We start from the raw sequence: 23,112 nt of genomic DNA, 5'->3' as shown, positions 1-23,112 counted from the left end.
TTTGCGTCTTTTATTCCGGACCTTTTTCATGCGCCGTGCCGACCGCCTGTTCCAGATCGTCCAGCTCATCCGCGGTCGGCGCCTGTCCACCGCTGCCTTTCTGGCCGAGCGGCTGGAGGTGTCGCAGCGCACCATCTACCGCGACGTGGCCGACCTGCAGCACCAGGGCGTGCCCATCGAGGGCGAGGCGGGCGTGGGTTACCGCCTGGGGGCGGGTTTCGACCTGCCGCCGCTGATGTTCAGCCAGGGCGAGGCGAACGCCCTGGTGGCCGCCGCGCGGCTGGCCCAGGCCTGGCTCGATGCCGGGCTGGCGCGCGAGGTGGAAGGGGCTTTGGGCAAGATCCTCTCGGTGCTGCCACCCGAGGCGCGGGTGGCCGCGGAGTCGCAGGCGCTCTATGCGCCTTCGGTGGGCCTGGGGCCGCGGGCCCAGGCCACCCTGCAGACGCTGCGCGAGGCGGTGCACAGCTGCCATGTGGTGCAGATCGACTATGCCGACGTGCAGGGGCGACCCAGCGTGCGCCGCCTGCGGCCCCTGGGCTGCTTCTACTGGGGCAAGGTCTGGACGCTGTCGGCCTGGTGCGAATTGCGCGAAGACTTCCGGGGTTTCCGCATCGACCGCATTGCCGAGCTCACCGTGCTGCCCGAGCGCTTCCGCCAGGAGCCAGGCAAGACCCTGGCCGACATGCTGCGCCAAGTGGAGGCGGAGATGGCCTCCCGCCCCCCTTCCTTGAACGATGAGGCGCCCTGCGCATGACGGAAGTCACCTACTACGTGGCCGCAACGCTGGACGGATTCATTGCCGGCCCGGGCGGCGAGCTCGACTGGCTGCATCCCTTCGAACAGGCTGGCACCGACTACGGTCTGGCGGGGTTCATGGCCGGGGTGGATGGCCTCGCCATGGGGCGCAGCACCTATGCCGTGGCCCGCTCTTTCGGCGAATGGCCCTATGGCGAGCGGCCGGCCTGGGTGCTCAGCCACCAGCAAGCGCCTGCGGAGGGGACGCTGCCGCCCAGCGTGCGCTGGGGTGCCGCGCAGCCGCAGCAGTTGGTGGCGCAGTGGGTGGAACAAGGGCTGCGGCAGGTCTGGCTGGTGGGCGGCGGCCAGTTGGCAGGGCAGTTCCTGCGCGCAGGGCTGGTGGACCACCTGATGCTGGCCACCATTCCCGTGACGCTGGGGGCGGGCCTGCCGCTGTGGGGCGTGCCGCAGGCCATGGCGCGGCAGCATTGGGCGCTGCGGGCGCACCAGGTCTATCCGAACGGCGTCCTGACGCAGCACTTCAAGCGGGAGTCGCTAGAGTAGCGAGCGACGGATCAGTTCGCTGCGCCTGGCTGGGCCAGCGCACTGCGGTAGCGCCGGCTGCATGGCACGGTGCTGCCATCTTTCATGCGCAGGCGGGCGTCGCCGCTGTCCAGTGGCTCGATCTCGGCCACCGCGTCCAGGTTGACGGCATAGCTGCGGTGCACGCGCACGAAGCGCGCCGGGTCCAGTTGCGTGAGGAAGTCCGCCAGGGTGGAACGCACCAGGTAGTCGTGCCCGTTGACGTGCAGGCCTACATAGTTGGCCTCGGCCTGCAGCCAGGCGATGTCGCTGGCGGCGATCAGGAATTCGCGGCGCAGCTTGCGCACCAGGAAGCGTTCGGGGCGTGAGGTCGGCGGGGGCGGTGGCGGTTCGTGCGCCGCCGGTCCGGTGGCGCACGGCGGTCCCGCCGGGGTGGCAGGGGATTCTTCGGGCCGGTCCAGCACCCGGGCCTCGCCCTGCAGCCGCAGCAGCAGAAAGCGGTAGCCCACCAGGCTGCTGACGATAAGCGCATAGGTGCGCACGTCCTTGAGGTACTCGTAGCCCCACTGCGCCCACCATGGGCCGCTCAGCCGGTATTCGGCGCCCATGCTGGAATAGGCCAGGTGCCGCAGGGCCATCATTCCGGCCAGGTGGATGCTGCAGTAGGCCACGCTGCCCACCAGGTGCCAGGGCAGGTGGTGGCGCAGCGTGTCCCAGTGCAGTGGAAAGCGCCGCTCGAAGGCCACGATGGCGGGGATCAGCAGCCCCACCACCAGCACGCTCGACAGCTCCCACAGCGCTGGCTCCCAGGCGGCGACCGGCCGCCCGGCCGAACGCAGGTCGATCAGCGTCACCACGCTGTTGAAGGCCGCCTGCACCAGCAGCAGAATCGCCCAGAACGCCACCTCGGCGCTGCGGCGCACGGGGCGGTAGCGTTCGGGCCAAGGCAGGGTGGGCGGCGACATGGCGCAAGTGTAGGCAGGACGCGCAAAGCCGGTGCCCGGGCCCATCCCTGCCGGCCACCGCTCGTCCCAAAAGGGGTGGTTCCGGTCCCGCGGCGGCGCACCGTGGCCCCGAGGCGGCCGAGCATGGGCCCATGACTGCTCCATCCCACCCCATCTCCCGGCGCCACGACATCGATGCCCTGCGCGCCCTGGCCTTTGCCCTGGTCATCGTCTACCACGTTGCCATGTACTACGTGGCCGACTGGCACTGGCACCTCAAGAGCCCGCACGCGGCCGAATGGCTGCAGGCGCCCATGCGGGCGCTGAACCTGTGGCGCATGGACCTGGTGTTCCTGGTCTCGGGCCTGGCGTTCGGCCTGGTGCGCCGAGGCCAGACCGTTGCCGGGATCGTCCGGGTGCGCAGCTGGCGCCTGCTGCTGCCGCTGGCGTTCGGCATGGCCGTGGTGGTTCCCTACCAGCCCTATGCACAGGGCGTGGCCAACGGGCTCATCGCCCCGGGCTTCGGTGCCTTCCTGCTGCGCTACTACGGCGGCAGCACCTGGCCGGCCGGGGCCTTCGATGGCTGGGAGGCCGGGATCACCTGGAACCACCTGTGGTACCTGGCCTACCTGTGGGCGTACACCCTGGTGCTGGCCCTGTTGCTGCCCTGGCTGGAGTCGGCTGCGGGCCAGCGGCTGCGCCAGGCCTTCACGGGCCTGCGGGGCTCGGCGCTGTTGGCCGTGCCCGTGCTGCCGCTGGCGCTGTACTCGGTACTGCTGTGGCGGCATTTCCCGCCCACGCACGACCTCATCCACGATGCCTGGCTGCATGCGGTGTACTTCACGCTGTTCCTGTACGGCTACTGGATCGGGCTCGATGCCGGCCTGTGGGCCGAACTGGTGCGCCTGCGCTGGCGCACCCTGGCCGGGGCGCTGCTTGTGCTGGTGCTTTTCTCCGCGCTGCGTGGCGTGGCCGTGCAGCAGGGCGGCTGGCTGGCGCGCACCGCCGTGCGCGTGCTGGCCGACCTGTACCTGTGGAGCATGCTGCTGGCCATCCTGGGCTGGGCCCACCACCGGCTCAACCGGCCCTGGCCCTGGCTGCGCTGGGCCCAGGAGGCGATCTACCCCTGGTATGTTCTGCACCAGACCGCGATCATCGTGCTGGTGGTGGCCCTGGCGCGGTGGCAGCTCGGCCCGGTGCTGGAGCCGCTGGTCCTGCTGGCCGGCACGGTACTGGTGTGCTGGGCCGTCACCGCCGTGGTGCAGCGTGTGGGATGGTTGCGGCCACTGTTCGGGCTGCCGAAGAAAGGGGCGGCTGCGCGCACGCCGGCGGCGAGGCCCTCCCAGGGGTTGCCGCAGATGCCGTGAGGCGATGGATGCAGGGATGGCGCGATACTGGCCGCATGGACTCCTCCACCCCACCCGACCTTGCCGCGCTGTCACGGGTACGCCCTGCCACCGCGGCGGACGCCCCGGCACTGGCCGCCCTGTGGCGGCGGGCCTGGGCTTCGGCCAATCCGTCCGTGGCCGGGGTCGCGCCCCTGGCGCATTGGCTCACGCGGGTGCAGGCCGAGTTCGGTCCGCCGTGCCTCACGCTGGTGGGGGAGCAGGGCGGAACCACTGTGGCCTTCCTGGTGCTGGAGATGCAGGCGTCGCACCTGCACCAGCTGTTCGTCGACCCCGGCGTGCAAGGGGGTGGCATCGGCGCTGCCCTGGTGGCCCGGGTGTGTACGCTCTGCCCGCAGGGCTGGTCGCTGCATGTGGCCAGCAGCAACCTGCGGGCGCGCCGCTTCTACACGCGCTGCGGTTTGCAGGAGCACGGGCACGACCGCCACCCGACCACGGGCCGCGAGCGCGTGCTCTGCCGCTGGCAGCCCAGGGCTGAACCTTAGAACCTGTTGTCAGGCCAGCGCCGCCTCGATGTCGCCCGCCAGCTTCTTGGGCGCGTCCTGCGGGGCATAGCGGCGGATGACCTTGCCATCCTTGCCCACCAGGAACTTGGTGAAATTCCACTTGATGGCCTTGCTGCCCAGAAGGCCCGGGGCCTCTGCACTGAGCCATTTGTACAGTGGCGATGCATTGGCCCCGTTGACGTCGATCTTGGCCATCATCGGAAAGCTCACGCCGTAGTTGAGCTGGCAGAAGCTGGCGATCTCGTCGTTGCTGCCCGGGTCCTGGCTGCCGAACTGGTTGCAGGGAAAGCCCAGCACCACCAGCCCCTTGTCGCCATACGCCTTGTGCAGCTCTTCGAGCCCGCCGAACTGCGGCGTGAACCCGCAGGCACTGGCCGTGTTGACGATGAGCATCACCTTGCCCTGGTACTGCGCGAGCGGCACGCTCTGGCCATTCATCTGCTGGGCTTCGAAATCGTAGATGCTGTCGGGCATGCAGGGCTCCTTGGTGGATCAAGAAGCCATGGTAGCCGTTTGCGGCGCGAACGGTGCGATGGCGCGGCCCATGCCAGTGCCACCGTGCAAGGGCCGCCCCGCCGCACGGGTGGCGTCCCCCTCAGGGGGATGGCGCGCAGCGCCTCAGGGGGAGCCTAGTGATGCGCGTCCTGGCGGGCGATGTGCAGCAGGTGCTCGACCTCTTCGCGGTGGTTCACGCAGTTGCGCTGGTGCCAGCGGCGGATGATCCACATGATGCCCGCGACCACCAGGCCGAAGATGGTGATCGCGCCGAACACCGACAGGCCGAACTTGAGCGACAGGCTGTAGAAGGCGCCCAGCGCCAGGATGCAGGCCTGCTCGTTGAAGTTCTGCACGGCGATGGAGCGGCCGGCGCCCATCAGGTTGTGGCCGCGGTGCTGCAGCAGCGCATTCATGGGCACGACCAGGTAGCCGCCCAGGCCGCCCAGCAGGATCAGGAAGGGAATGGCCAGCCAGATGTTCTTGATGAAGACCATCAGTATCAGCAACAGGCCCATGGCGATGCCCAGCGGGATGACGCGGGTGGCCATATCGAGCCGCATGCGCATGGAGGCCACCACCGCGCCCACGGCCGTGCCGATGGCGACCACGCCCGTGAGGGCCGAGGCCTGCGTGGTGTTGTAGCCCAGTGCCACACCGGCCCAGGCCAGCACGATGAACTTGAGGTTGCCGCCCGCGCCCCAGAACAGGGTGGTGGTGGCCAGCGAGATCTGGCCCAGCTTGTCGCGCCACAGGCGGTTGTTGCAGGCCCAGAAGTCGGGCAGCAGTGCCATGGTGTTGGCCAGGATGCTGCGCGAAGGGTCGGCGCGCATGGGGCGCATTTCGACGCCGGTGTGCGGGATGCGGGTGTTGAACCAGGCCGCCAGCGCATAGATCAGGATCAGCCCGGCGATGGCCGATTCGGCGGGCGTGTCCACGCCCGTGTCGATCATCGGGATGTCGATGTTGAGCATCATGCCCGAGAGGTTCTGCCCCACGAGCTGGCCGCCCAGCAGCACCCCGAGGATGATCGAGGCGATGGTGAGCCCTTCGATCCAGCCGTTGGCCTTGACCAGCTGGGAGGCGGGCAGCAGTTCGGTCAGGATGCCGTACTTGGCCGGGGAATAGGCTGCAGCGCCGAGCCCGACCACCGCGTAGGCGATCAGCGGATGTGAGCCGAACAGCATCATCAGGCAGCCCACGACCTTGATGGCATTGCTCACGAACATCACCTTGCCCTTGGGCAGGGCGTCGGCAAAAGCGCCCACGAAGGGCGCCAGTACCACGTAGAACAGTGCGAACATGGGCACCAATGCGGCGCGCTGCCATTCGGGAGCACCTTCCGAACGGAGGAGTTCGACAGCGGCCACGAACAGCGCATTGTCGGCCAGCGAGCTGAAAAACTGCGCCGACATGATGGTGTAGAAACCGCGCTTCATCGAATGGCTGGTGCTGCATCAGTTGGACTGATGCCCTGTTAAATATGGGGAGCCTGTTGGCCGACAGATGGTTATATCACGTGGGTAAACGGCCCCGGTGCCAGAATCCAGGACATCCCACCCGGTCAAACCCCATGCCCCGCCCGATACAAGCCACCATCCACACAGCCGCCCTGCACCACAACCTGGAGCGCGTGCGCAAGAGCGTGCCCGACGCCAAGGTCTGGGCCGTGGTCAAGTCCAATGCCTATGGCCATGGCATCGAGCGGGCGTACGAGGGCCTGCGCGGGGCCGATGGCTTTGCCCTGCTGGACCTGGCCGAGGCCGAGCGCGTGCGCCAGCTGGGCTGGCGGGGTCCCATCCTGCTGCTCGAAGGCGTGTTCGAGCTGCGCGACCTGGAGCTGTGCTCGCGCCTGGGGCTCTGGCATGCCGTGCACTGCGACGAGCAGATCGACATGCTCGCCACCCACAAGACCCAGGTACCGCACCGCGTGTTCCTGAAGATGAACTCGGGCATGAACCGTCTGGGCTTCACGCCACAGCGCTACCGCGCCGCCTGGGCACGGCTCAACGCGCTGCCCCAGGTGGACGAGATCTCGTTCATGACCCACTTCAGCGACGCAGACGGCCCGCGCGGCATCGCCCACCAGATGGCCGCGTTCAACACTGCCACCGCAGACCTGCCGGGTGAGCGCACACTCTCCAACAGCGCCGCCACGCTGCGCCACAGCAGCGACGCGGGGGTGCGCGCCGACTGGGTGCGCGCGGGCATCGTGCTGTACGGCAATGCGCCCGATCACCCGGAAAATACGGCCGGGCACTGGGGGCTGGCGCCCACCATGACCTTGTCCACGAAGCTGCTGGCCGTGCAGCAGCTGCAGGCGGGCGACACCGTGGGCTACGGCTCCAGTTTCACCGCCGAGGGGCCGCTGACCATCGGCGTGGCCGCCTGCGGCTATGGCGATGGCTACCCACGCCACTGCCCCACTGGCACGCCGGTGCTGGTCAATGGCGTGCGCACGCGCATTGTGGGCCGGGTGAGCATGGACATGGTCACCGTGGACCTGACGCCGTTGCTGCAGTCGGGCATGGAGGCGGGTTTTGGCAGCGAGGTCACGCTCTGGGGCCGCGCCAGCAACGGCGCCGTGCTGACCATTGATGAAGTGGCCCAGCCGGCGGGGACCGTGTCCTGGGAGCTGATGTGCGCGCTGGCCCAGCGCGTACCGGTCAGTGTCGGTTAGGGCTGTTCACACCAATTGAGCATCTGTTCACGGTCGGGCCTGCGGACCGGGGGATGAACCGGTGCAGATAGGGTACGCTGCGCGGCGGATTCCCCTCTCCATCCAGCCGACAGGAGCCACGCCATGGCCGACAAGCGCAGCAGCAGTAGTAGCAGCAGCAACCCGTCCCGCAAGAAGAAGGCGTCGAACTGGCGCTCCGTGCGCATGCAGCCCCGGCACCACCTGGCGGACAGCCTGCAACAGCGCTACAGCCTGCGCCTGCATGGTTTCCTGATCGGCGGCTTCACGCTGCTCATCATGTGGTGCACCTCGCATGTGCAGATGCTGCTGGGCATGGAGACCCTGGCGCTGCGCTACTTCATCACCCTGTCGGTGGGCTACATCGGCTACCTGCTGGTGCTGCGCATGTGGGCGGCGCGCCTGGTGCAGCGGGAGGACGACGGTTCCGATGGCGGTGCCGGGGACGCGGTCGAGGCCGCCGGGGATGTGGCGGACATCGCGCTCGATGCCGTCTCCTGGCGTGGCGGCAGTGGGCAAGGCATGCCCATGCCGCGTTCGGGCGGCTCGGTCCACACCGGCAGTGGATCGGGCGACTTCGGCTCCGCCCTGTCGGATGCGGGCTCCGGCCTGGGCGACCTGGCCAGTGGCGCGGCCGACGCGGTGTCGGGCGCCGACGAGGGCGCGGTGGTGGTCATCCCCATCGTCGCCATCTTCCTCATCGGCTCGGCCATCGTCTTCGGCGCGGGTGCGCTGGCCATGCTGTTCTTCGGTTGGGATGTGCTGCTCACCGTGGCGGTGGAGCTGGCCTTCTCGGTGGTGACGGCGCGCGCCGCCATGGGCGTGGAGCGCGAGGGCTGGCTCAGCGCTGCGGTGCGCCTGACCTGGAAGCCCATGCTCGGTGCCGTGGTGTGTGCTGTGGCCCTGGGGTTCGCCATCGACCACTTCCTGCCGCATGTGAATTCGCTGCCTGAAGCGGTGCGCGCCATGCAGTCCAGCATGAAGGCGCGCTGAGCGCCGCGCCTGTCGGGCGCATGTTATTCAGCACACCGGTCTAGGTGTGTGTCATCCCTCATTTCGCGGGGGTGAAATGATTGATGACACGTCCTAGGTTCGGGCCGTCCACCTGCCGGTGTTCCGTCCATTCCAAAAAAAAGCGGGAGGCGCCTTGGGCGCCTCCCGCTTCGCTTGCGCGGCTGGACCGGGTTCTTGCCAGCGTGCTCAGCGCGCTGTCACGGCAAAGCCCTGTACCAGCCCGCCGGGGTAGCGCACGAAGAGCTTGGCGCCCTCGAACCACCAGTTGCTGTTGGCGGGGCCGGTGCCCGCAGGCAGCAGCGCCAGATCGGGAACTAGCAGGAAGCGCTGGCTGCCAAGCGCCAGCTCGGTCTGCAGGTCCAGGCCGGTGCGCAGGACGGTGCTGGTACCCAGGAGCGACTGCAGTAGGCTGGTCAGGCCTTCGTAGTCGGCCACGTCGCCCTGCAGCGCCTGGCTCACGCCATTCGCATCCGTGAAGACCAGGCCGGTCGTGCTGTGGAAGACGAAGCCCGGGGCATTGCCCGTGCGTCCCATCGGCAGCCATTGGGCGCGCAGGTGGAAGACGGTGCTGCCCAAGGAGACGCGCAGAGCGCCATTGGGCTGCATCACCGTCGTCGCGCCCAGGGCCGTGAGGGCCTGGCCCATGGCAGGCAGGGACTGCAGGGCCGGGCCGAAGCGGGTTACCAGGCCTGCCGTGGCCACCTCGATGCTGCCATCGTCCGCCACGGTCACGCCGTCGGCGCGGGCGGGCACCACGCGCACCTCCAGCGGCACCACGGGGAAGCTCACGCCGCCCAGGGTCCAGGTGACGCTGCCGTCCGCGGACTGCGCACCGCTGGTGATGCCGACGGTGCGCAGGCCCGCGTTGACCAGGGTTTCCAGCGGCGTGCTGCCGCCGGTGCGTGTCGGCACACCTGCCAGGCGCACGAAGCCCACGCTGGTGTTGATGCCAGCCGGCAGGTCCGCACGCTGCACCGGGTCGCCCAGGCCGTTGCCGGCCACGGTGCCCAGGCGCACGCTCTGCACCTTGCCTGCGCCGTCGAGGCGCGCCACTTCGCCGCTGTATACCGTCACGGCGGCGGCACCGTTGGAGGCCGGCGGCAAGGCCACCCGGCCGGTGGCCACGAACACGCTCCACGATTGGGGGGTGCCTGCGGCAGCGCGCGGGGTGGTGATGAGCGTGACCGACACCACGCCGTCGCCCTGCGCCGTCAGCGGCAGATTGCCCGTGCTGGTGGACAGCAGGGCCACCACCGTGCCCTGGCTCACCGTGCCGCTGAGCGTCACCTGCGAGTCGCCCGAGGTCGACGGGTTGAGCACCAGGGCCACCTGCGGCTGTCCGTTGGCCCCCGTCAAGGTGACCACGCTGAGTACCGTGGAGGTGTTGGGCTGCGGCTGGATGCTGAAGGTCTGGCCGCCGATCACCAGGGTCACGGGCGCCGGGGTGCCGCCGCTGCCTGTTGGGGGCAGGGTGATGGTGGAGCCGCCCGATTGCGGGTTGAGCGTGATCGTGCTGCCCGGGGATGCCGTGACCTGCACGCTGCCGCCGATGGTGACGGGCGCGCCCGGCGCTACGGTTGCCGTGCCCTGGGTGATCACCGCAGGCGGGGGCGATCCGCCACCGCTGCTGGGCACCTGGGCCGTATAGGCCAGGGCCGTGGTGCCGCTTTCGTTGCCCGCGGCATCGATCGCCTTGAGCGTGAAGTTGTGCACTGTGAAGCTCAGGCCCGCCACGGTGACCGAGAAGTTGCCCCCCGTGGCCGTGGCGCTGCCCAGCAGGGTGGCGCCTTCATGGACCTCCACCCGGCTGCCGGTTTCTGCCGTGCCGGTGATGACCACCGAGTTGCCTTCGGCCGATGCGTTGTCGGCAGGGCTGGTCACCACCGGGGCCGATGGAGCGCTGGTGTCGTACGTCACGCCGGTGATGGAGACCGTCGCGGCATTGTTGGTCGCCGCATCGGTTGCATTGAACGCGAAGGTGTACACCGCGCCATCCACCAGGTTGAAGGGTGCCGTGCAGCCATTTGCATCGGCAGTCAGCGCCGTGGTGTGGGCGCCGGCCGCCAGGGCCGTGCCCCTCAAGGTGCAGGTGTGGGGCGAGGCACCGTCGGCCGTGCCGCCAGTGCGGGTTGCCATGATGCTGGCGCTGGCCACGGCCTTGCTGAGCGTGAAGCCCAGCGTGCTTCCGAGCTTGATGGCACTGCTGTTGGCAGGCGCCAGGGCGCTGAACACAGGCACATCCGTATCGCGTGTCAACACCAGATCCAGTGTGGGAGTGCTCACGTTGCCCGCAGCATCGCGCAGGGTGATGCTGAAGGTCGCCTGGTTGCCGTTGGCGATGCCGCTCGTATCGAGCGTGAGATTGACCTTGCCCGCCCCGTCGATGACCAGGCCGGTGTTGGCGCCGTTGACCCAGACCCGCGCACCGACCTCGCCACGGACTTCCACGGTGGTGGACGTTCCGATCGCGTAAGTGGGGGTCGCTGCCAATGTCGGCGTGTTGGGGAAACCGGTGTCCACATCCAACGTGGCGGTGGTCACAGCCGAGATGTTGCCCGCCCTGTCCCGCACAAAGCCGTACAGCGTCTTGGTGCCATCGCTGTTGAACGTGTAGCTCGCAGGCTGCGCACCCCAGCCGCAGTTGCCCACGGCATTGACTTCCAGCAGGCAGTAGCCATCGGCGGGGGCGATGCCCGAGCCGGTGTCCGATCCGCTGAATGCTGCACCGATGGCGGGCGTGCGGCTTGCAACAACGGCCGGCAGTGCCAGGCTTGCCTGCGGTGAGGTGGTGTCGTAGGTTACGCCCGCCACGGTCAGCGGGGCTGAGGTATTGCCCACCGCATCGGTGGCACTGAAGGCGATGTCATAGATTGCGCCGCTGACCAGGGCGATTGTCTGCGTGCAGCCATTCGGGGCGGCTGCGTAGCCCACCTGGTTGGGGGTCGAATTCAGCGCCGTGCCGCGCAGCACGCAGGTGTGTGGCGACCCCGGGTCGGCGATGCCGCCGACACGTGTCAACACAATGGAGGCGCTCGCCACGTTCTCGCTCAGCGTGTAGTTCAACGTGCTGCTGGTACCCAGGTAGCCGGAAGGGGTGGGCAGAACGATGTTGAACACCGGCGGCGTGGCGTCGCGTGTGATCTTGAGCGTTCCGGTGACCAGCGTGCTGCCACCGCCTGCGGTCTTGGTTTGGACCAGGAAAGTCTTGGCCTCATCGGGAGCTGGTGTATTCAGCGTGACTGTCAGCCTGCCGCTGGGGCCGATGGAGCCCCTGCTGGAACTCTCCACCCCTATCCATACTTCGGCGTTTTCCGGGCCAGTCACGGTGACTGGCTTGGTGTCCTGGTTCGTAGAGCCGTTGACCACCTGAACTTCGCCGGCGGAAGTGCCTGCAGTGTAGGTGCTGTCCCCGGGGAAGTAGGCCGTGATGGTGTGCACGCCCATTTCCAGCGTGATCGGGCTGCAGCTGGCGATTCCGCTGCCGTTCAGTGCGAGATTGGAGCAGTCGGTGATGGCCGCACCGCCGGACAGCAGGTCCACGCTGCCTGTGGGCGGGATGCCGCTGCCCGTCACTGTGACGGACAGTGTGGCGGCATTGCCCGCAGTGACCGGGGTGGTAGGCTGAACGGTGATTGTGGGCGGTCCTTCGGGATAGGCCTGCCCCTGCGAAGTGCTGCCTGTCGTGTTCAAGGTCACGTTGCTGATCGCTGCGTTCATCACCGAACTGTCCAGGACAACGGTACCTCCGGTGCTTCCGCCCGTGTTGCCCCCGAACCTCGAACTGATGAGGTCGATGGTGGTACTGGTCGTGCGGCTGACCCATACAGCGCCGCCCCGGTCGGCCGTATTGCTGTTGAAGAGAGAGGTGCCCACCGACATCGTGCCGATGTTGCGGATGGCGCCGCCTTCAGCGGCAGCGGTGTTGCCCGAGAAGGTGCAGGAATTGATGGTCAATGCGCCGCGGTTCTCGATGGCGCCGCCGCTGGACTCTGCGGAGTTGCTGCGGAAGGCACAATTGCTCAGGTTGGCGGTGGAACCCACGGGAATGAACAGCCCACCCGCATTGCTCATAGTGCTGCTGGCCAGCGCCTTGCCGTTGCTCACCGTAAGCCCGTTCAAGGCCAGGGTCACGCTGGTGCCCACAGGGATGTCCAGCACGCGGACCAGGCCGCCTCCCGAGATGCTCGTGGCGGCCGCGCCATTGCCCGTGATGGTGAGGGTGCGCGTGATGGTCAAGGGGCCATTGCCCGCTGTCAGCACGATCGCCTGGGCCGCCGCATTGAAGCGGATTTCGTTGCCGCCGGAATCTCCCCGCGTGCACTCTGCGGCCCCCTGGTTGGCGCCGTTGGCGTTGGAAAGGGCCCTGCGCAGGGTGCATCCCGTGTTGCCATCCCCCAGCGTATTCACCGTGATGGTGGCTGCCGCAGCATGCCCCCAGGCCCCCATGGCCAGCGCCAGCATGCCCCAGGCAAGCCATGCGGCCGGTTTCGGGGTTTGGATCCATCGTTGCATGAAATGAGCTCCTCGGTGGGCTGTGCGTAAGGGCAGGGCTTGCCTGTCGCGCAAGCGCCTGGTTGGTTGCGTGGCGGTCAGGTCTGTCAGTTGCGGGACGGAAAGATGCCCGAAATGCAAATCGCGAAATTGAGCGCCAGGAACGGCGGGCGATTTTCGTGGGGCTGGTTGCCCCCGGTGGCGACAACCAAGCCGCTGTCCGCCTGGGATGGGCCGCTGCTGTAGGCCTCATCAACATCTGATCGGGCCGGGTAGGCGTTGGCTGGTGAGGCTTGGTTCCCTACCGTGTTGGATGCGCCCACCGTGTGCGTATGGCTGGGCATTTCCGACAGCAGCAAGGTGTGCGTTTCTGCACCTCCTTGGCTACCCGGGGTGACTGGGGGATTGGACCCGGTGCCCAGTGGCCGGCGGCCGCGCAGGTCGGGGAGCGCAAATGTGGTGGTTCCATTGCCCCCGTAGGTCGTACCCAGCAAAGCGAAAAGTGCTTGATTCTGCGCGATGGCCATCAATTGCCCATTGCAGGGAGCCCAATTCCTCGGGTTGAAGCCGAAACCGAAAAGGCGAATCTCGCCAATAAAAGCATCCATTTGATTGCCGCCAGAATATGATGAATATGCTCAGTTGCGCGCCGGGAAAATGCCTTGGAGCGCAATGTAAAAATGCAGTCCCAGGTAGGGCGGCATGTTGTTGTGGGACGTGTTTCCGCCCGTCAGGGCAGCTGCTGAAGCCATGGTGGTGTCTGGCCCCGCCGTGCTGTAAAGATTCGATCTGATGCTGGAGGAGGCGAGGGCAGGGGACAAGGCGGGCAGGGAGCTAGCGTCGCCAATGCTTGCAATCCCCTTGAGCGCATGCCCGTGTGCAGGCATTTCAGCGAGCCCAAGTGTCACACGCTCATCCCCACCTTGCGCGCCCACTGAGTAGTTGGAAAGCCCCGGTCCTTGCCCTGCGCCAATAGCTGATCTGCCATTCAGATTCGGAAGGCCAAAAGTCGTGGTTCCATTGCCCCCGTAGTTTGTTCCCAGAACGGAAAAGAGGGCGGTATTGCTTTGAATGTTAATGATTTGACCACTGCATAAAGCCCAATATCTAGGGGCAAAATTGAACGCCATGAGCCGGATTTCACCGATGAAAGGTTCCATTTCAATCTTCCTGTTCAGTTTCTTGAGGGGAAAATGCCAGCGATGCAAATAATGAACGAGATCGCCAGATAAGGAGATCTGTTCTCATGTGGCATGCTTCCTCCGGATGATTGCAAGGTTCCCGTGGACAGGTTGTCGGTAGCCGTCGCGCTGGCGTAGCGGAAATCCTTGGCCGCTGTGGAGGACCCGATATAGGCGCTATGGGGTGTCGCTGACGTGCCTGAGGCTCCTGCCTCCACTGCATGGGTATGGCTGGGCAGTTGTTGCACCATGAGCGTTACCGATTCCGACCCCGCGGCGGTCCCGAGTGAATAACTTGTAAGCCCGGGGCCCTGACCTTGGTTGATCGGTGCCCTGCCTCGAAGGTCCGGCAGATTGAAGGTCGTGATCCCATCGCCCCCGTAGGTGGTTCCTACCAATGCGTACAAGGCGTCGTTGTTGGCGATAGCCATCTGCCGGCCATCGCAAACAGCCCAGCCCACAGGCGCAAAACTGCCCGCGAACATTCTGATCTCACCAAGGTTAGGGTCTGCCATCTTTAATCGCCTTAGAGACGTTCCAAATGAAAAATCAAGCTGCCAAATAGGTGCCAGCGACCCAACTGGCCAAGGCCTCGCATAAGCCATGGCACGCGGCAGTTGCAACAGGGGGCAGAGTCGACGGGGAGCGCCAGGGCGTGGAATGCAGGCCTTGCAGGTACAAGGGTGCCACGGTCTCACCGGAGTACGGGTCCAGGCCCACTTCTCCACGTGGGGTCGTCAGCACAGCAGTTGACAGGGCCTGGGCCAATGGAAGGCCGTGCGAGCCTATGGATGCCGACAGTACAGCAGCCGCCTGCAGGCGCTGGGCCAGTTCTTGTCCCAAGACATGGAACTGTGAGGGATGGCGGTCATCCTGGGTGGCTGGCAAGGTGCGCACAGTCCATATGCGCGAGCCATCAGCCGGTTGCGAAGTGGCGGCCATGGTTTCGGCCAGCATGCCTCCTACCACCAGTTGCACATGGTTCGCGACGCCCGAGCGGGCCCAGAACTGCGGAAACTCTGCGGAGCGGGGACCGGAATCCAGCGCGAACACCAGATCGGGCCGTGTCTGGCGCACCAGGCGTGCCAGTGCGTCCAGTTGACTGGTTCCGTCCGCCGCACGCGTGAAGACGGTGGCCTGCACGCGGCCGCCGGCCGAGGCAAAGCCGCGCTCAAAGGCGTGCAGGTGGTCAAAACCGCTGTCTGCCGGGCCGACCGCGACGATGGCGCGCGGACCCAGGGCCTTGGCCGCCCAGCGGCCCGCAGCCCAGGCCGCCTGCCAGTAGCCCAGGTTGTTGTGCACGATCCATGAGGAGCGGGCCTTCGGGTCCAGTGCGTTTGCGCCGGTGTCGCCTACCAAGAGAGGCACTTGGCGCTCCGCCAGCATGGGAGCCCACCCCGCGGCTGCACTGGGGTCAACAAAGCCCGTCAGCACATCGATCGGCTCCATCGCCAGCAACTTACGGGCAGCCCGTTCTGCCTGGCGGGTATGCCCGCCATAGAAGACCGGGGTGATGTGCAGCCGCCCGCCGCCCGATTGCTCCGCATAGGCACGCGCTCCTGCAAGCAACTGTGCACCCAGTTGCGGGTAGGCCCGCCCTTCGGGCAGCAGCATGCCCACACGCAAGGACTGCCCTGCCGACAGTGACGGCTGTGGGCGTGGTGCCGCGTGTGCCAGACCCATTGTGCCGCCCAGGACCGCAGCAGTGGTCGCCATTCCGGTCTGCATCACAAACCGGCGGCGGCTTTCGGATTCCGGGGCCCCTGAGGCCAAAGGCGCGGTGTCTTCGAATTCCATGGGTCGTTGTTCCTGGTTCAATCAGTCCACTGTCTGTTGTTCATTCGTGCCCCGGTTGCCAGGCTTCCTTGCGGGAGCCCGCCGTGGCTTGCCATGCGGCCATTCCATCTGCCGCACCATGCCGTCGTCGGCCACGCTGGCAAAGCCGCAGCGCTCGTACAGGCGCACCACGGGGCTGGTGCTGGCGGCCTGCAGCCGCAGGCCCACGCCAGCGGCCTTGGCGTCCTGCTGGAGCCGGGCAATCAGTTCGGATCCGATGCCTTTGCCGCGTGCTGCGGGAAGCAGCTCGATGTTCACCAGCACCCAGCGCTCTGCGCTGCGGCACACTGCAAGCATTCCCGCAGGGTTGCCTTCCCACAGCACCAGGGTCGTTTCCACGGGAGGCAGGTACTGTCCATACCCCGCCGTGCGAAAGCGGTGCTGCATTTCGCAGAAGGCCTGGATCTGCGCGTCCGGCCAGCCGATGGTGAGCAACTCCGGCTCGCGCACCGAGCGGTACACGGCGCACAGGAACGCGGCGTCCTGCTCCGTTGCAGGACGCAACGCGAGGGCCTGCTGCTGCTTCGCCGTTGACGCTCCCACTTGCCACACCTTTCTTGCCGCCGCCCACCCGGGCAAGCGCTACCTGGCGGCGCGGGGCCGCAAAAACTCGAAGTTACACGCAAATTTTAACGATTGCACGTAAAGTTTTACCGGCTGGTGCGATTGTGGCCCCGAAGCCGCAGCGTCACCAGGCAAATCGTTTGCGCCAACAAAGATCGCTGGCGCGGGGCCGGCGTCAGCCCCGCTGGCCGCACGCCGGCAAGGCGTCCAGCTCGCCGCGCAGCCTGTCCAGCAGCGATAGCAGTTGGGCCTGGGTGTCGGCGTCGCATCCGGCGAGCAGCCGCGCCGACAGCGTCTGGCGCAGACCGCGCACCGTCTCCTGCAGGGCCTGGCCCTCGGGGCTCAGCGCCAGGATGCGGCTGCGGCCATCCTCGGGGTTGGGGTGGCTGGTGATCCAGCCGCGTTCGGCCAGCTGCGCCACCATGCGCGCCACCTGGGCCTTGTCGGCACCGCTGTGGCGCACCAGGTCCTTTTGCGTCGCGCCCGGGTGGCGACCTATGAAGCCCAGCGCGCGCACCTCGTTCATGGTCAGGTCGGGGTGGATGGCCGCCATGGCCCGCACCATGTGCGCGCGGTACACGTGCATCAGGTCGTGCATCGCTTCAAAGACATCGGCGGGGGGGCGGTTGCGGTGCATGGCAAAACCAACCGGTTGACAAAGTCAACTTGTTGGCAGATGATTTGGTTGATTGAATCAACAACATTGTAATTAATGAGCACCGAACACCAATCCCCTGCCGCGCCGGCCGATGCCCTGGCCATCACCCGAGTCCGCCACACCCTGAAGGCACGCCATGCGCAGGTGCTGCGCCGTACCGAGGTCAGCCCCGGCTTCGTGCGCCTGACCCTCGGCGGGCCGGACATGGCCGACTTCGTGAGTGCGGGCTTCGACGACCACTTCAAGCTCATCCTGCCGCACCCTGGTCAGGAGCGCGCGAGCCTTCCCTCCGTGCAGGATGGCCGCCCGGTGATGCCCGAGCCGCGGCCCGTGCTGCGCGACTACACGCCGGCGCATTACGACGCGGCCAAGGGCGAGCTGGACGTCGAGGTGGCGCTGCACGATGCAGGCCCCGCCTCCGACTGGGCGGCGGCCGCCCAGCCGGGCCACTGGGTGGGCGTGGCCGGCCCGCGCGGCAGCATGGTGGTGCCCACCGCCTTTGCCTGGCACTGGCTGCTGGGCGACGAGACGGCGGTGCCCGCCATGGTGCGGCGCCTGGCCGAGCTACCGGCCGAAGCAAGTGCCACCGTGCGCATCCAGGTGCGCAACCCGGCCGACCAGCGTGCCCTGGCCACGGCGGCCCGGCTGGATCTGCAATGGGTGGCTTCGCTGCCTGATGCCGCCGAGGCGCTGGCGATTCCCGAGGGCGATGGCTATATCTGGGCGGCTGGCGAGCACGCCGACATGGCGGCCCTGCGCAAGGTGGTGCTGGCCAAGCCGGGTGTGAACCCCAAACGCATGCGCATCGCCGCGTACTGGAAGAAGGGCGTGGCCGACCACCATGAGGATCTGCCGGCCTGATCCTCCTACGGCAGCAAGGCCGTCGACGCCGCTTGCTGCACCGCCTGCGTCATGCGCTGCAGCGCCTGCACGTTCAGGCGCCAGAACTGCCAGTGCAGCGCCACGTCCACCGGCTTGCCGGGCACCAGTTCGACCAGGCGGCCGGCATCGATGGCCTCACGTGCCAGCTGGTCGGGGCTCATGCCCCAGCCCAGTCCGGCCAGGGTGGCTGCGACGAAGCCTTGGGACGAGGGCAGCCAGTGCACCGGCGGCGCCAGTGCGCGCCGCGCGATGCGGCGCATGAAGCGCTCCTGCAGCGCATCCTTGCGGTTGAAGACCAGCACAGGCGCCTGGGCCAGTGCCGCCGCCGTCACGCCCTGAGCGAAGTGGCGTTCCATGAAGGCGGGGCTGGCCAGCGCGCGGTAGCGCATGGTGCCCAGGCGCACCACCTGGCAGCCCTGCACGGGCTGCGGGTCGGCGGTCACGGCGGCCATCACGCGGCCCTGGCGCATTAGTTCGGACGAATGGTCCTGGTCCTCGACATGGATGTCGAAGGTGATGGGCAGGGCCAACCCTTCGCCTGGCTCAGCGGCCTGGGCCATGGCGTCCACGAACCACGAGGCCAGCGAATCGGCGTTCACCCCCAGCGCCAGCCGCACCGGTGCCAGGCCAGCGCTGGTGCCCGCAATGCTGCGCAGGGCATCGGCCTCGCTCAGTGCCATTTGCTGGGCGTGGCGCAGCAGGGCCTGGCCGGCCTCGGTGGGTGTGCAGGGCGCGGCGCGGCGGACCAGGACCTGGCCCACACGCTCTTCGAGCAGCTTGACACGCTGGGACACGGCCGAGCGCGTAACGTGCAAGACCAGGGCGGCACGCTCGAAGCTGCCTTCTTCCAGCACGGCGGCCAGGGCGGCCAGTTGGGCGGTGTCGAGGTGCATTCAGCTTTGCTTACGGGTGGCAAAAAAGTATAGCTTTTCTTTCCATGCGGGCCTGGGCACCATCGGGCCCATGAACCTTTCCTCGGCCTTTGCCAACGGCTTCTCCTCGACCGCCATCCTCATCATCGCCATCGGTGCGCAGAACGCCTTCGTGCTGCGCCAGGGCCTGCGGCGCGAGCATGTGCTGCCCGTGGTGGCCGTGTGCGCGCTGTCCGACGCCATCCTGGTGCAGGCGGGTGTGTGGGGGCTGGGCTCGGCCGTGCAGGCCCACCCGGCGCTGCTGGTGGCCGCGCGCTGGCTGGGGGCAGCCTTTCTGCTGGCCTATGCGGGGCGCGCCTTGCTGCGGGCCTGGCGGCCTGCGGCGATGCAGGTCGGCGCAGAAGGCGCGGGGGCGGTGGGATGGCAGCCGGTGGTGCTCACCGCCATGGCCTTCACCTGGCTCAATCCCCATGTGTACCTGGACACGGTGCTGCTGCTCGGCGCCATCGCCAGCCCCTACCCGCCCTCGCTGCGCATGGGCTTCGCGGCCGGGGCCAGCCTGGCCAGCCTGGTATGGTTTGCCTCGCTGGGCTGGGGCGCGCGCTGGCTGGCACCGCTGTTCGCATCGCCGCACGCCTGGCGCGTGCTCGATGCCGTGGTCGCGGCCATGATGGTCGCACTGGCCGTGGGGTTGCTGCTGCATTGAAACCCGGCAGGCGCCCTGGGGGCGCGGCGCATAAGGTTACAACGAGAAATTCGTTCGCCCCGGGGGCGGTGCAGTCCATAGTGCAGCGCACAAAGACTTTCTGCACAAGCACTTCTCCCTCATGCGATTCCAATCCCTCCTGCTGGCCGCCGCCCTGGCCGGTGCGCTGCCCCTGGTCAGCCACGCCAACACCTTCCGCTGGTCGCGCTCTACCGACCTGTCCTCGTGGGACATCCATGCCCAGAACGTGGGTGTGAACAACACGCTGCATGCCGCGGTGTACGACACCCTGGTCGAATACAACAGCAAGACCTTCAAGCCAGAACCTTCGCTGGCGACCGAGTGGAAGCGCGTGAGCCCCACGCAGCTGCGCCTGACCCTGCGCAAGGGCGTCAAGTTCAGCGACGGCAGCGAGTTCACGGCCGACGACGCCAAGTTCTCGCTCGAACGCGCCAAGGCCAAGACCTCCAACTTCGCGGTCTACACCCAGGGCATCGACCGCGTGGAAAAGGTCGACGCGTACACCATCGACATCTTCTCCGAGGTGCCCAACCCCGTGCTCGTGAACCAGCTCACCGAGCTGCGCATCCTGAGCAAGGCCTGGGCCGAGAAGAACAATGCCGTGTCGCCCAAGGACATCAAGACCAAGGACGAGCCGTTCTCGCACCGCAATGCGCTGGGCACCGGCCCCTTCGTGCTCGAGTCGTGGACGTCCGACCAGCGCCTGGTGCTCAAGGCCAACCCCACCTGGTGGGGCAAGGGCAAGTACGGCGGCAACGTGACGCAGATTGTCTACACCCCGATCAAATCCGACGCCACGCGCACCGCCGCGCTGCTCTCGGGCGAGCTCGACTTCGTGCTCGACCCCGGCCTGCAGGATCTGCCGCGCGTGCGCCAGACGCCGAATCTCAAGGTCCTCGACGGCGCCGAGAACCGCACGATCTTCCTGGGCCTGGACCAGTTCCGCGGAGAGCTGCCGGGCTCCGACGTCAAGGGCAAGAACCCGCTCAAGGACGTGCGCGTGCGCAAGGCGCTCTACCAGGCCATCGACATCAGCGCCATCCAGCGCGTGGTGCTGCGCGGCCTGGCCCAGCCCACGGGCGCCATCATCGCGCGCCAGGTCAACGGCTGGACGCCCAAGGCCGACGCGCGCTGGCCCTACGACCCCGCCGCCGCGCAGAAGCTGCTGGTTGAAGCCGGCTACCCGCAGGGCTTCGAGGTGGATTTTGCCTGCAGCGCAGGCCGCTACATCAACGACGAGCAACTGTGCCAGGCCATCACCGCCCAGTGGGCCAAGATCGGCATCAAGGCCAAGCTGCGTTCGCTGCCGTTTGCCACCTACTTCCCGATGATCCAGCGCAACGAGGCCAGCATCTACCTCCTGGGCTGGGGCGTGCCGACGTTTGATGCCTTCTACTCGCTGCAGTCGCTGATCCGCTCCAGCGGCGCTGGCGGCGACGGCAACTTCAACCTGGGCCGTTTCTCCAACCCGCAGCAGGATGCGCTGATCGAGCGCATCAAGAAGGAAACCGACACCGCCACGCGCAACGGCCTGATCGAGAAGGCCCTGATCGCCGACCACGAACTGATCTCGCACATCCCGCTGTACAACCAGATCATCCCCTGGGCGACCACGCAGAAGGTGGACATCGTGCACCGCGCCGACAACCGTGTCGACTGGCGCATCCTGAAGGTCAACTGACGGCTTTGCCTTCAACCGGCTAGCCTCGTTGAGGCGCACTCGCAAAAAGAAAGCCCTCGCAGCCGTTCAGGCTGCGAGGGCTTTTTCTTGAGGGCCGGAGAAATCAGGCCAGCGCGCGCTGCACTGCCGGGCGCTCAAGCATGCGCGCCGTGTGCTCCGCCACCTTGGGGAACAGCGCGATGTCCACGTCGTCGGTCTTGAGCCACGACGCGATGGTGAACAGGTAGCCATCGGCCACCGAATACGACGCGCCCAGCACCCAGGGGCCTTGCAGGTAGTGGTTCTCGATGACGTTGAAGGCCTCGGTCATGGTCTGCGGCACCTTGCGCTGCATGTCGGCGATGGAGCTGGCCTCATCGGCCCAGCGCGCACCGCGCCGCTTGTGCGCGTGCGCCACGTGCACGGTGGAGGCCAGGTAGCTGTTGACTTCCTGCATGCGCGCCAGCGCGAAGGGGTCGTCCAGCGGAGCGAGCTTCGCGGCGGGAAAGCGCTGCGCGACGTAGAGCAGGAGGGCCACCGTTTCGGAGAGCACGCCATGCTCCGTCACCAGCGTGGGCACGCGGCCCTTGGGGTTGATGGCCAGGTACTCGGGGCTGCGCTGCTGATGGTTGGCAAAGTCCAGGGTCACGAGTTCGTGGTCAGCGCCGGCCTCGTGCAGTGCGATGTTTGCGGCCAGGGAGCAGGTACCGGGGGCGGAATAGAGCTTGAGCATGGTTGCGTGGTGAGGTGAAAAATCAGTACAAACCGCGGGTGCGGGCCATCAGGCGGGACAGACCGAGCAAGGCAGCCGTGTGGGGCGTGGGTATGCCGGTGATCTGCCCCAGCTCGTGCACGGCGCCCACCAGGGCGTCGATCTCCACCGGCTTGCCGGCCTCCACGTCCTGCAGCATCGAGGTCTTGAAAGCACCGAGCTTGCGCGTCACGGCATGGCGGTCCTCGGGCTGCTGGTCGATGGGCAGTCCCAGCTTCGCGCCGATGGCCTTGGCCTCCAGCATCACGGCCGAGACAAAGCCGCGCACCAGGTCGTCGTCGAGGATGCGGTCGGTGGTGGCGCCCGTGAGGGCGCTGATCGGGTTCACCGTGAGGTTGCCCCAGAGCTTGAACCAGATGTCCTTCTGGATGTTCGTGGAGGTCTCCACCTCGATGCCGCCGCGCTGCAACGCATCGGCCAGGGCCTGCAGCCGCGGGCTGGCGCTGCCATCGGGTTCACCCACGATCAGGCGGTTGCCAAAATGCTGTTTCACAAAGCCCGGCGCCTCCAGCGAGCAACTGGTGTGCACCACGCTGCCCAGCACCTGGCCGGCGGGGATGGCGCGGGCGATCGCGCCGCCAGGGTCCACCGACTCCAGCGTGCGCCCCTGGGCGGCACCGCCGCAGCCGTCGAGAAACCACCAGGGCACACCGTTCATGGCGGTCAGCACCACCGTCTGGGGGCCGATCAGAGGCGCCAGGGCGCGTGCCACCTCGGGCAGGCCGGGCGCCTTCACCGCGATGACCACCAGGTCCTGTACACCCAGGGCGGCCGGGCTGTCGCTGGCGCGTACCGGGGTTGCCGCCACGCTGCCATCGGGGCGGCGCAGGCGCAGCCCGTGTTCCTGCAGGGCCGCCAGCGTGGCGCCGCGCGCCACCAGGCTGACCTCGCTGCCTGCCTGCGCCAGGGCCAGGCCGATCCAGCCGCCAATGGCGCCGGCACCGTAGATACATGCTTTCATCGTCGGGTTGCTTTCTGTGTCGTTGTCAGTAGCCATTCGGGCTGGTCGCGGCGGCTTCGCCCGTGCGAAAGCGCGCTACCAGTTGCCTGGCCGCCGCGGCCAGCAGCATGGTATCGACCCCCACGGCCACGAACAGCGCGCCCGCCGCCAGCCAGTGGCGGGGCACG

Annotated in this window: 21 protein-coding genes and 2 pseudogenes; 9 read left to right on the top strand and 14 right to left on the bottom strand. The window is 67.5% G+C overall.

Annotated elements, in window-relative coordinates; all coding sequences use genetic code 11:
• Window positions 1-28: 28 nt before the first annotated feature.
• Window positions 29-754, top strand: a complete 726-nt coding sequence (locus PMI14_RS04985) for a YafY family protein (RefSeq protein WP_007850560.1) — start codon at window positions 29-31, stop codon at window positions 752-754.
• Entirely contained in the window at window positions 751-1,299 is a 549-nt protein-coding gene (locus PMI14_RS04980; RefSeq protein ID WP_007850558.1) for a dihydrofolate reductase family protein, read from the top strand. Before PMI14_RS04985 ends, PMI14_RS04980 begins: the two co-directional genes overlap by 4 nt.
• Window positions 1,300-1,310: 11 nt before the next feature.
• On the opposite strand, the gene PMI14_RS04975 is transcribed toward PMI14_RS04980, so the two are convergent.
• A complete protein-coding gene (locus tag PMI14_RS04975; RefSeq protein ID WP_035202412.1) occupies window positions 1,311-2,243 on the bottom strand; it encodes a LytTR family DNA-binding domain-containing protein in 933 nt (310 codons plus the stop codon).
• A 131-nt stretch (window positions 2,244-2,374) separates the two neighbouring features.
• On the opposite strand from PMI14_RS04975, the gene PMI14_RS04970 reads away from it, so the two are divergent.
• Both PMI14_RS04970 and PMI14_RS04965 read left to right on the top strand, forming a co-directional pair.
• A complete protein-coding gene (locus PMI14_RS04970; protein WP_007850553.1) occupies window positions 2,375-3,589 on the top strand; it encodes an acyltransferase family protein in 1,215 nt (404 codons plus the stop codon).
• A 35-nt stretch (window positions 3,590-3,624) separates the two neighbouring features.
• Window positions 3,625-4,113 (top strand): N-acetyltransferase, encoded by a 489-nt coding sequence (locus tag PMI14_RS04965; protein WP_108016669.1) that lies wholly within the window; start codon window positions 3,625-3,627, stop codon window positions 4,111-4,113.
• Between the two features lie 9 nt (window positions 4,114-4,122).
• Here PMI14_RS04965 and PMI14_RS04960 read toward each other — a convergent pair whose 3' ends face one another.
• Both PMI14_RS04960 and lplT read right to left on the bottom strand, forming a co-directional pair.
• Window positions 4,123-4,608 carry a glutathione peroxidase gene (locus PMI14_RS04960; protein WP_007850549.1) on the bottom strand — a complete coding sequence of 162 codons (486 nt, stop codon included), beginning with the start codon at window positions 4,606-4,608 and terminating at the stop codon, window positions 4,123-4,125.
• 155 nt (window positions 4,609-4,763) lie between these two features.
• Window positions 4,764-6,068: a lysophospholipid transporter LplT gene (lplT, locus tag PMI14_RS04955; RefSeq protein ID WP_007850546.1), complete on the bottom strand. Its 1,305-nt coding sequence runs from the start codon at window positions 6,066-6,068 to the stop codon at window positions 4,764-4,766.
• A 134-nt stretch (window positions 6,069-6,202) separates the two neighbouring features.
• On the opposite strand from lplT, the gene alr reads away from it, so the two are divergent.
• Window positions 6,203-7,309 carry an alanine racemase gene (alr, locus tag PMI14_RS04950; protein ID WP_007850543.1) on the top strand — a complete coding sequence of 369 codons (1,107 nt, stop codon included), beginning with the start codon at window positions 6,203-6,205 and terminating at the stop codon, window positions 7,307-7,309.
• A gap of 123 nt (window positions 7,310-7,432) precedes the next feature.
• Complete coding sequence (locus PMI14_RS04945; RefSeq protein ID WP_007850540.1) at window positions 7,433-8,320, top strand: hypothetical protein; 888 nt, start codon at window positions 7,433-7,435, stop codon at window positions 8,318-8,320.
• Between the two features lie 1,680 nt (window positions 8,321-10,000).
• Here PMI14_RS04945 and PMI14_RS35895 read toward each other — a convergent pair.
• The 7 genes and pseudogenes from PMI14_RS35895 to PMI14_RS04920 all read right to left on the bottom strand — a co-directional run.
• A pseudogene (locus PMI14_RS35895) lies at window positions 10,001-12,058 on the bottom strand (Ig-like domain repeat protein); the annotation flags it as partial.
• Window positions 12,059-12,939: 881 nt separating this feature from the next.
• Window positions 12,940-13,440 carry a phage tail protein gene (locus tag PMI14_RS34065; RefSeq protein ID WP_007850535.1) on the bottom strand — a complete coding sequence of 167 codons (501 nt, stop codon included), beginning with the start codon at window positions 13,438-13,440 and terminating at the stop codon, window positions 12,940-12,942.
• 30 nt (window positions 13,441-13,470) lie between these two features.
• Window positions 13,471-13,992: a phage tail protein gene (locus PMI14_RS34060; RefSeq protein ID WP_081497265.1), complete on the bottom strand. Its 522-nt coding sequence runs from the start codon at window positions 13,990-13,992 to the stop codon at window positions 13,471-13,473.
• Window positions 13,993-14,006: 14 nt separating this feature from the next.
• The gene (locus tag PMI14_RS34055; protein ID WP_035202403.1) at window positions 14,007-14,528 is read right to left on the bottom strand and encodes a phage tail protein; all 522 of its coding nucleotides are present in this window, start codon (window positions 14,526-14,528) and stop codon (window positions 14,007-14,009) included.
• A 34-nt stretch (window positions 14,529-14,562) separates the two neighbouring features.
• Window positions 14,563-15,810 (bottom strand): ABC transporter substrate-binding protein, encoded by a 1,248-nt coding sequence (locus tag PMI14_RS33360; RefSeq protein WP_007850533.1) that lies wholly within the window; start codon window positions 15,808-15,810, stop codon window positions 14,563-14,565.
• A 21-nt stretch (window positions 15,811-15,831) separates the two neighbouring features.
• Window positions 15,832-16,353 (bottom strand): GNAT family N-acetyltransferase, encoded by a 522-nt coding sequence (locus PMI14_RS04925; protein ID WP_007850530.1) that lies wholly within the window; start codon window positions 16,351-16,353, stop codon window positions 15,832-15,834.
• A 235-nt stretch (window positions 16,354-16,588) separates the two neighbouring features.
• Window positions 16,589-17,050 carry a MarR family winged helix-turn-helix transcriptional regulator gene (locus PMI14_RS04920; RefSeq protein ID WP_007850527.1) on the bottom strand — a complete coding sequence of 154 codons (462 nt, stop codon included), beginning with the start codon at window positions 17,048-17,050 and terminating at the stop codon, window positions 16,589-16,591.
• A gap of 75 nt (window positions 17,051-17,125) precedes the next feature.
• Here PMI14_RS04920 and PMI14_RS04915 point away from each other — a divergent pair, with 75 nt between their 5' ends.
• A complete protein-coding gene (locus PMI14_RS04915; protein ID WP_007850526.1) occupies window positions 17,126-17,932 on the top strand; it encodes a siderophore-interacting protein in 807 nt (268 codons plus the stop codon).
• A gap of 5 nt (window positions 17,933-17,937) precedes the next feature.
• Here PMI14_RS04915 and PMI14_RS04910 read toward each other — a convergent pair whose 3' ends face one another.
• A complete protein-coding gene (locus PMI14_RS04910; protein WP_007850525.1) occupies window positions 17,938-18,846 on the bottom strand; it encodes a LysR family transcriptional regulator ArgP in 909 nt (302 codons plus the stop codon).
• 70 nt (window positions 18,847-18,916) lie between these two features.
• On the opposite strand from PMI14_RS04910, the gene PMI14_RS04905 reads away from it, so the two are divergent.
• Window positions 18,917-19,531: a LysE/ArgO family amino acid transporter gene (locus tag PMI14_RS04905; RefSeq protein ID WP_007850524.1), complete on the top strand. Its 615-nt coding sequence runs from the start codon at window positions 18,917-18,919 to the stop codon at window positions 19,529-19,531.
• 121 nt (window positions 19,532-19,652) lie between these two features.
• Complete coding sequence (locus PMI14_RS04900) at window positions 19,653-21,233, top strand: ABC transporter substrate-binding protein (protein WP_007850523.1); 1,581 nt, start codon at window positions 19,653-19,655, stop codon at window positions 21,231-21,233.
• Window positions 21,234-21,336: 103 nt separating this feature from the next.
• Here the strand turns inward: PMI14_RS04900 and PMI14_RS04895 are convergent, their stop codons facing one another.
• The 3 genes and pseudogenes from PMI14_RS04895 to PMI14_RS34050 all read right to left on the bottom strand — a co-directional run.
• Window positions 21,337-21,945, bottom strand: a complete 609-nt coding sequence (locus PMI14_RS04895) for a glutathione S-transferase family protein (RefSeq protein ID WP_007850522.1) — start codon at window positions 21,943-21,945, stop codon at window positions 21,337-21,339.
• A 22-nt stretch (window positions 21,946-21,967) separates the two neighbouring features.
• On the bottom strand, window positions 21,968-22,945 hold the full coding sequence (locus PMI14_RS04890; RefSeq protein ID WP_007850521.1) for a 2-dehydropantoate 2-reductase: 978 nt from the start codon (window positions 22,943-22,945) through the stop codon (window positions 21,968-21,970).
• A 25-nt stretch (window positions 22,946-22,970) separates the two neighbouring features.
• Window positions 22,971-23,112: pseudogene (locus PMI14_RS34050) on the bottom strand (2-dehydro-3-deoxyglucarate aldolase); the annotation flags it as partial.

Origin of the sequence: Acidovorax sp. CF316 (assembly GCF_000276605.1) — a bacterium.
In the GTDB taxonomy this organism is placed as follows: Bacteria; Pseudomonadota; Gammaproteobacteria; order Burkholderiales; family Burkholderiaceae_C; genus Acidovorax.
Note: the sequence above shows the minus strand (reverse complement) of the source record. Positions and strands in the feature narration are given on the sequence as shown.

What these genes read in the sequence shown, in the direction of transcription:
- PMI14_RS04980 (WP_007850558.1), top strand. Translation starts at nt 751, where the DNA reads ATGACGGAAGTCACCTACTACGTGGCCGCAACGCTGGACGGATTCATT.
- PMI14_RS04890 (WP_007850521.1), bottom strand. Translation starts at nt 22,945, where the DNA reads ATGAAAGCATGTATCTACGGTGCCGGCGCCATTGGCGGCTGGATCGGC.
- PMI14_RS04920 (WP_007850527.1), bottom strand. Translation starts at nt 17,050, where the DNA reads ATGCACCGCAACCGCCCCCCCGCCGATGTCTTTGAAGCGATGCACGAC.
- PMI14_RS04900 (WP_007850523.1), top strand. Translation starts at nt 19,653, where the DNA reads ATGCGATTCCAATCCCTCCTGCTGGCCGCCGCCCTGGCCGGTGCGCTG.
- PMI14_RS04970 (WP_007850553.1), top strand. Translation starts at nt 2,375, where the DNA reads ATGACTGCTCCATCCCACCCCATCTCCCGGCGCCACGACATCGATGCC.
- PMI14_RS34065 (WP_007850535.1), bottom strand. Translation starts at nt 13,440, where the DNA reads ATGGATGCTTTTATTGGCGAGATTCGCCTTTTCGGTTTCGGCTTCAAC.
- PMI14_RS33360 (WP_007850533.1), bottom strand. Translation starts at nt 15,810, where the DNA reads ATGGAATTCGAAGACACCGCGCCTTTGGCCTCAGGGGCCCCGGAATCC.
- PMI14_RS34055 (WP_035202403.1), bottom strand. Translation starts at nt 14,528, where the DNA reads ATGGCAGACCCTAACCTTGGTGAGATCAGAATGTTCGCGGGCAGTTTT.
- PMI14_RS04965 (WP_108016669.1), top strand. Translation starts at nt 3,625, where the DNA reads ATGGACTCCTCCACCCCACCCGACCTTGCCGCGCTGTCACGGGTACGC.
- PMI14_RS04905 (WP_007850524.1), top strand. Translation starts at nt 18,917, where the DNA reads ATGAACCTTTCCTCGGCCTTTGCCAACGGCTTCTCCTCGACCGCCATC.
- PMI14_RS04910 (WP_007850525.1), bottom strand. Translation starts at nt 18,846, where the DNA reads ATGCACCTCGACACCGCCCAACTGGCCGCCCTGGCCGCCGTGCTGGAA.
- alr (WP_007850543.1), top strand. Translation starts at nt 6,203, where the DNA reads ATGCCCCGCCCGATACAAGCCACCATCCACACAGCCGCCCTGCACCAC.
- PMI14_RS04960 (WP_007850549.1), bottom strand. Translation starts at nt 4,608, where the DNA reads ATGCCCGACAGCATCTACGATTTCGAAGCCCAGCAGATGAATGGCCAG.
- PMI14_RS04915 (WP_007850526.1), top strand. Translation starts at nt 17,126, where the DNA reads ATGAGCACCGAACACCAATCCCCTGCCGCGCCGGCCGATGCCCTGGCC.
- lplT (WP_007850546.1), bottom strand. Translation starts at nt 6,068, where the DNA reads ATGAAGCGCGGTTTCTACACCATCATGTCGGCGCAGTTTTTCAGCTCG.
- PMI14_RS04895 (WP_007850522.1), bottom strand. Translation starts at nt 21,945, where the DNA reads ATGCTCAAGCTCTATTCCGCCCCCGGTACCTGCTCCCTGGCCGCAAAC.
- PMI14_RS04945 (WP_007850540.1), top strand. Translation starts at nt 7,433, where the DNA reads ATGGCCGACAAGCGCAGCAGCAGTAGTAGCAGCAGCAACCCGTCCCGC.
- PMI14_RS34060 (WP_081497265.1), bottom strand. Translation starts at nt 13,992, where the DNA reads ATGGAACCTTTCATCGGTGAAATCCGGCTCATGGCGTTCAATTTTGCC.
- PMI14_RS04985 (WP_007850560.1), top strand. Translation starts at nt 29, where the DNA reads ATGCGCCGTGCCGACCGCCTGTTCCAGATCGTCCAGCTCATCCGCGGT.
- PMI14_RS04975 (WP_035202412.1), bottom strand. Translation starts at nt 2,243, where the DNA reads ATGTCGCCGCCCACCCTGCCTTGGCCCGAACGCTACCGCCCCGTGCGC.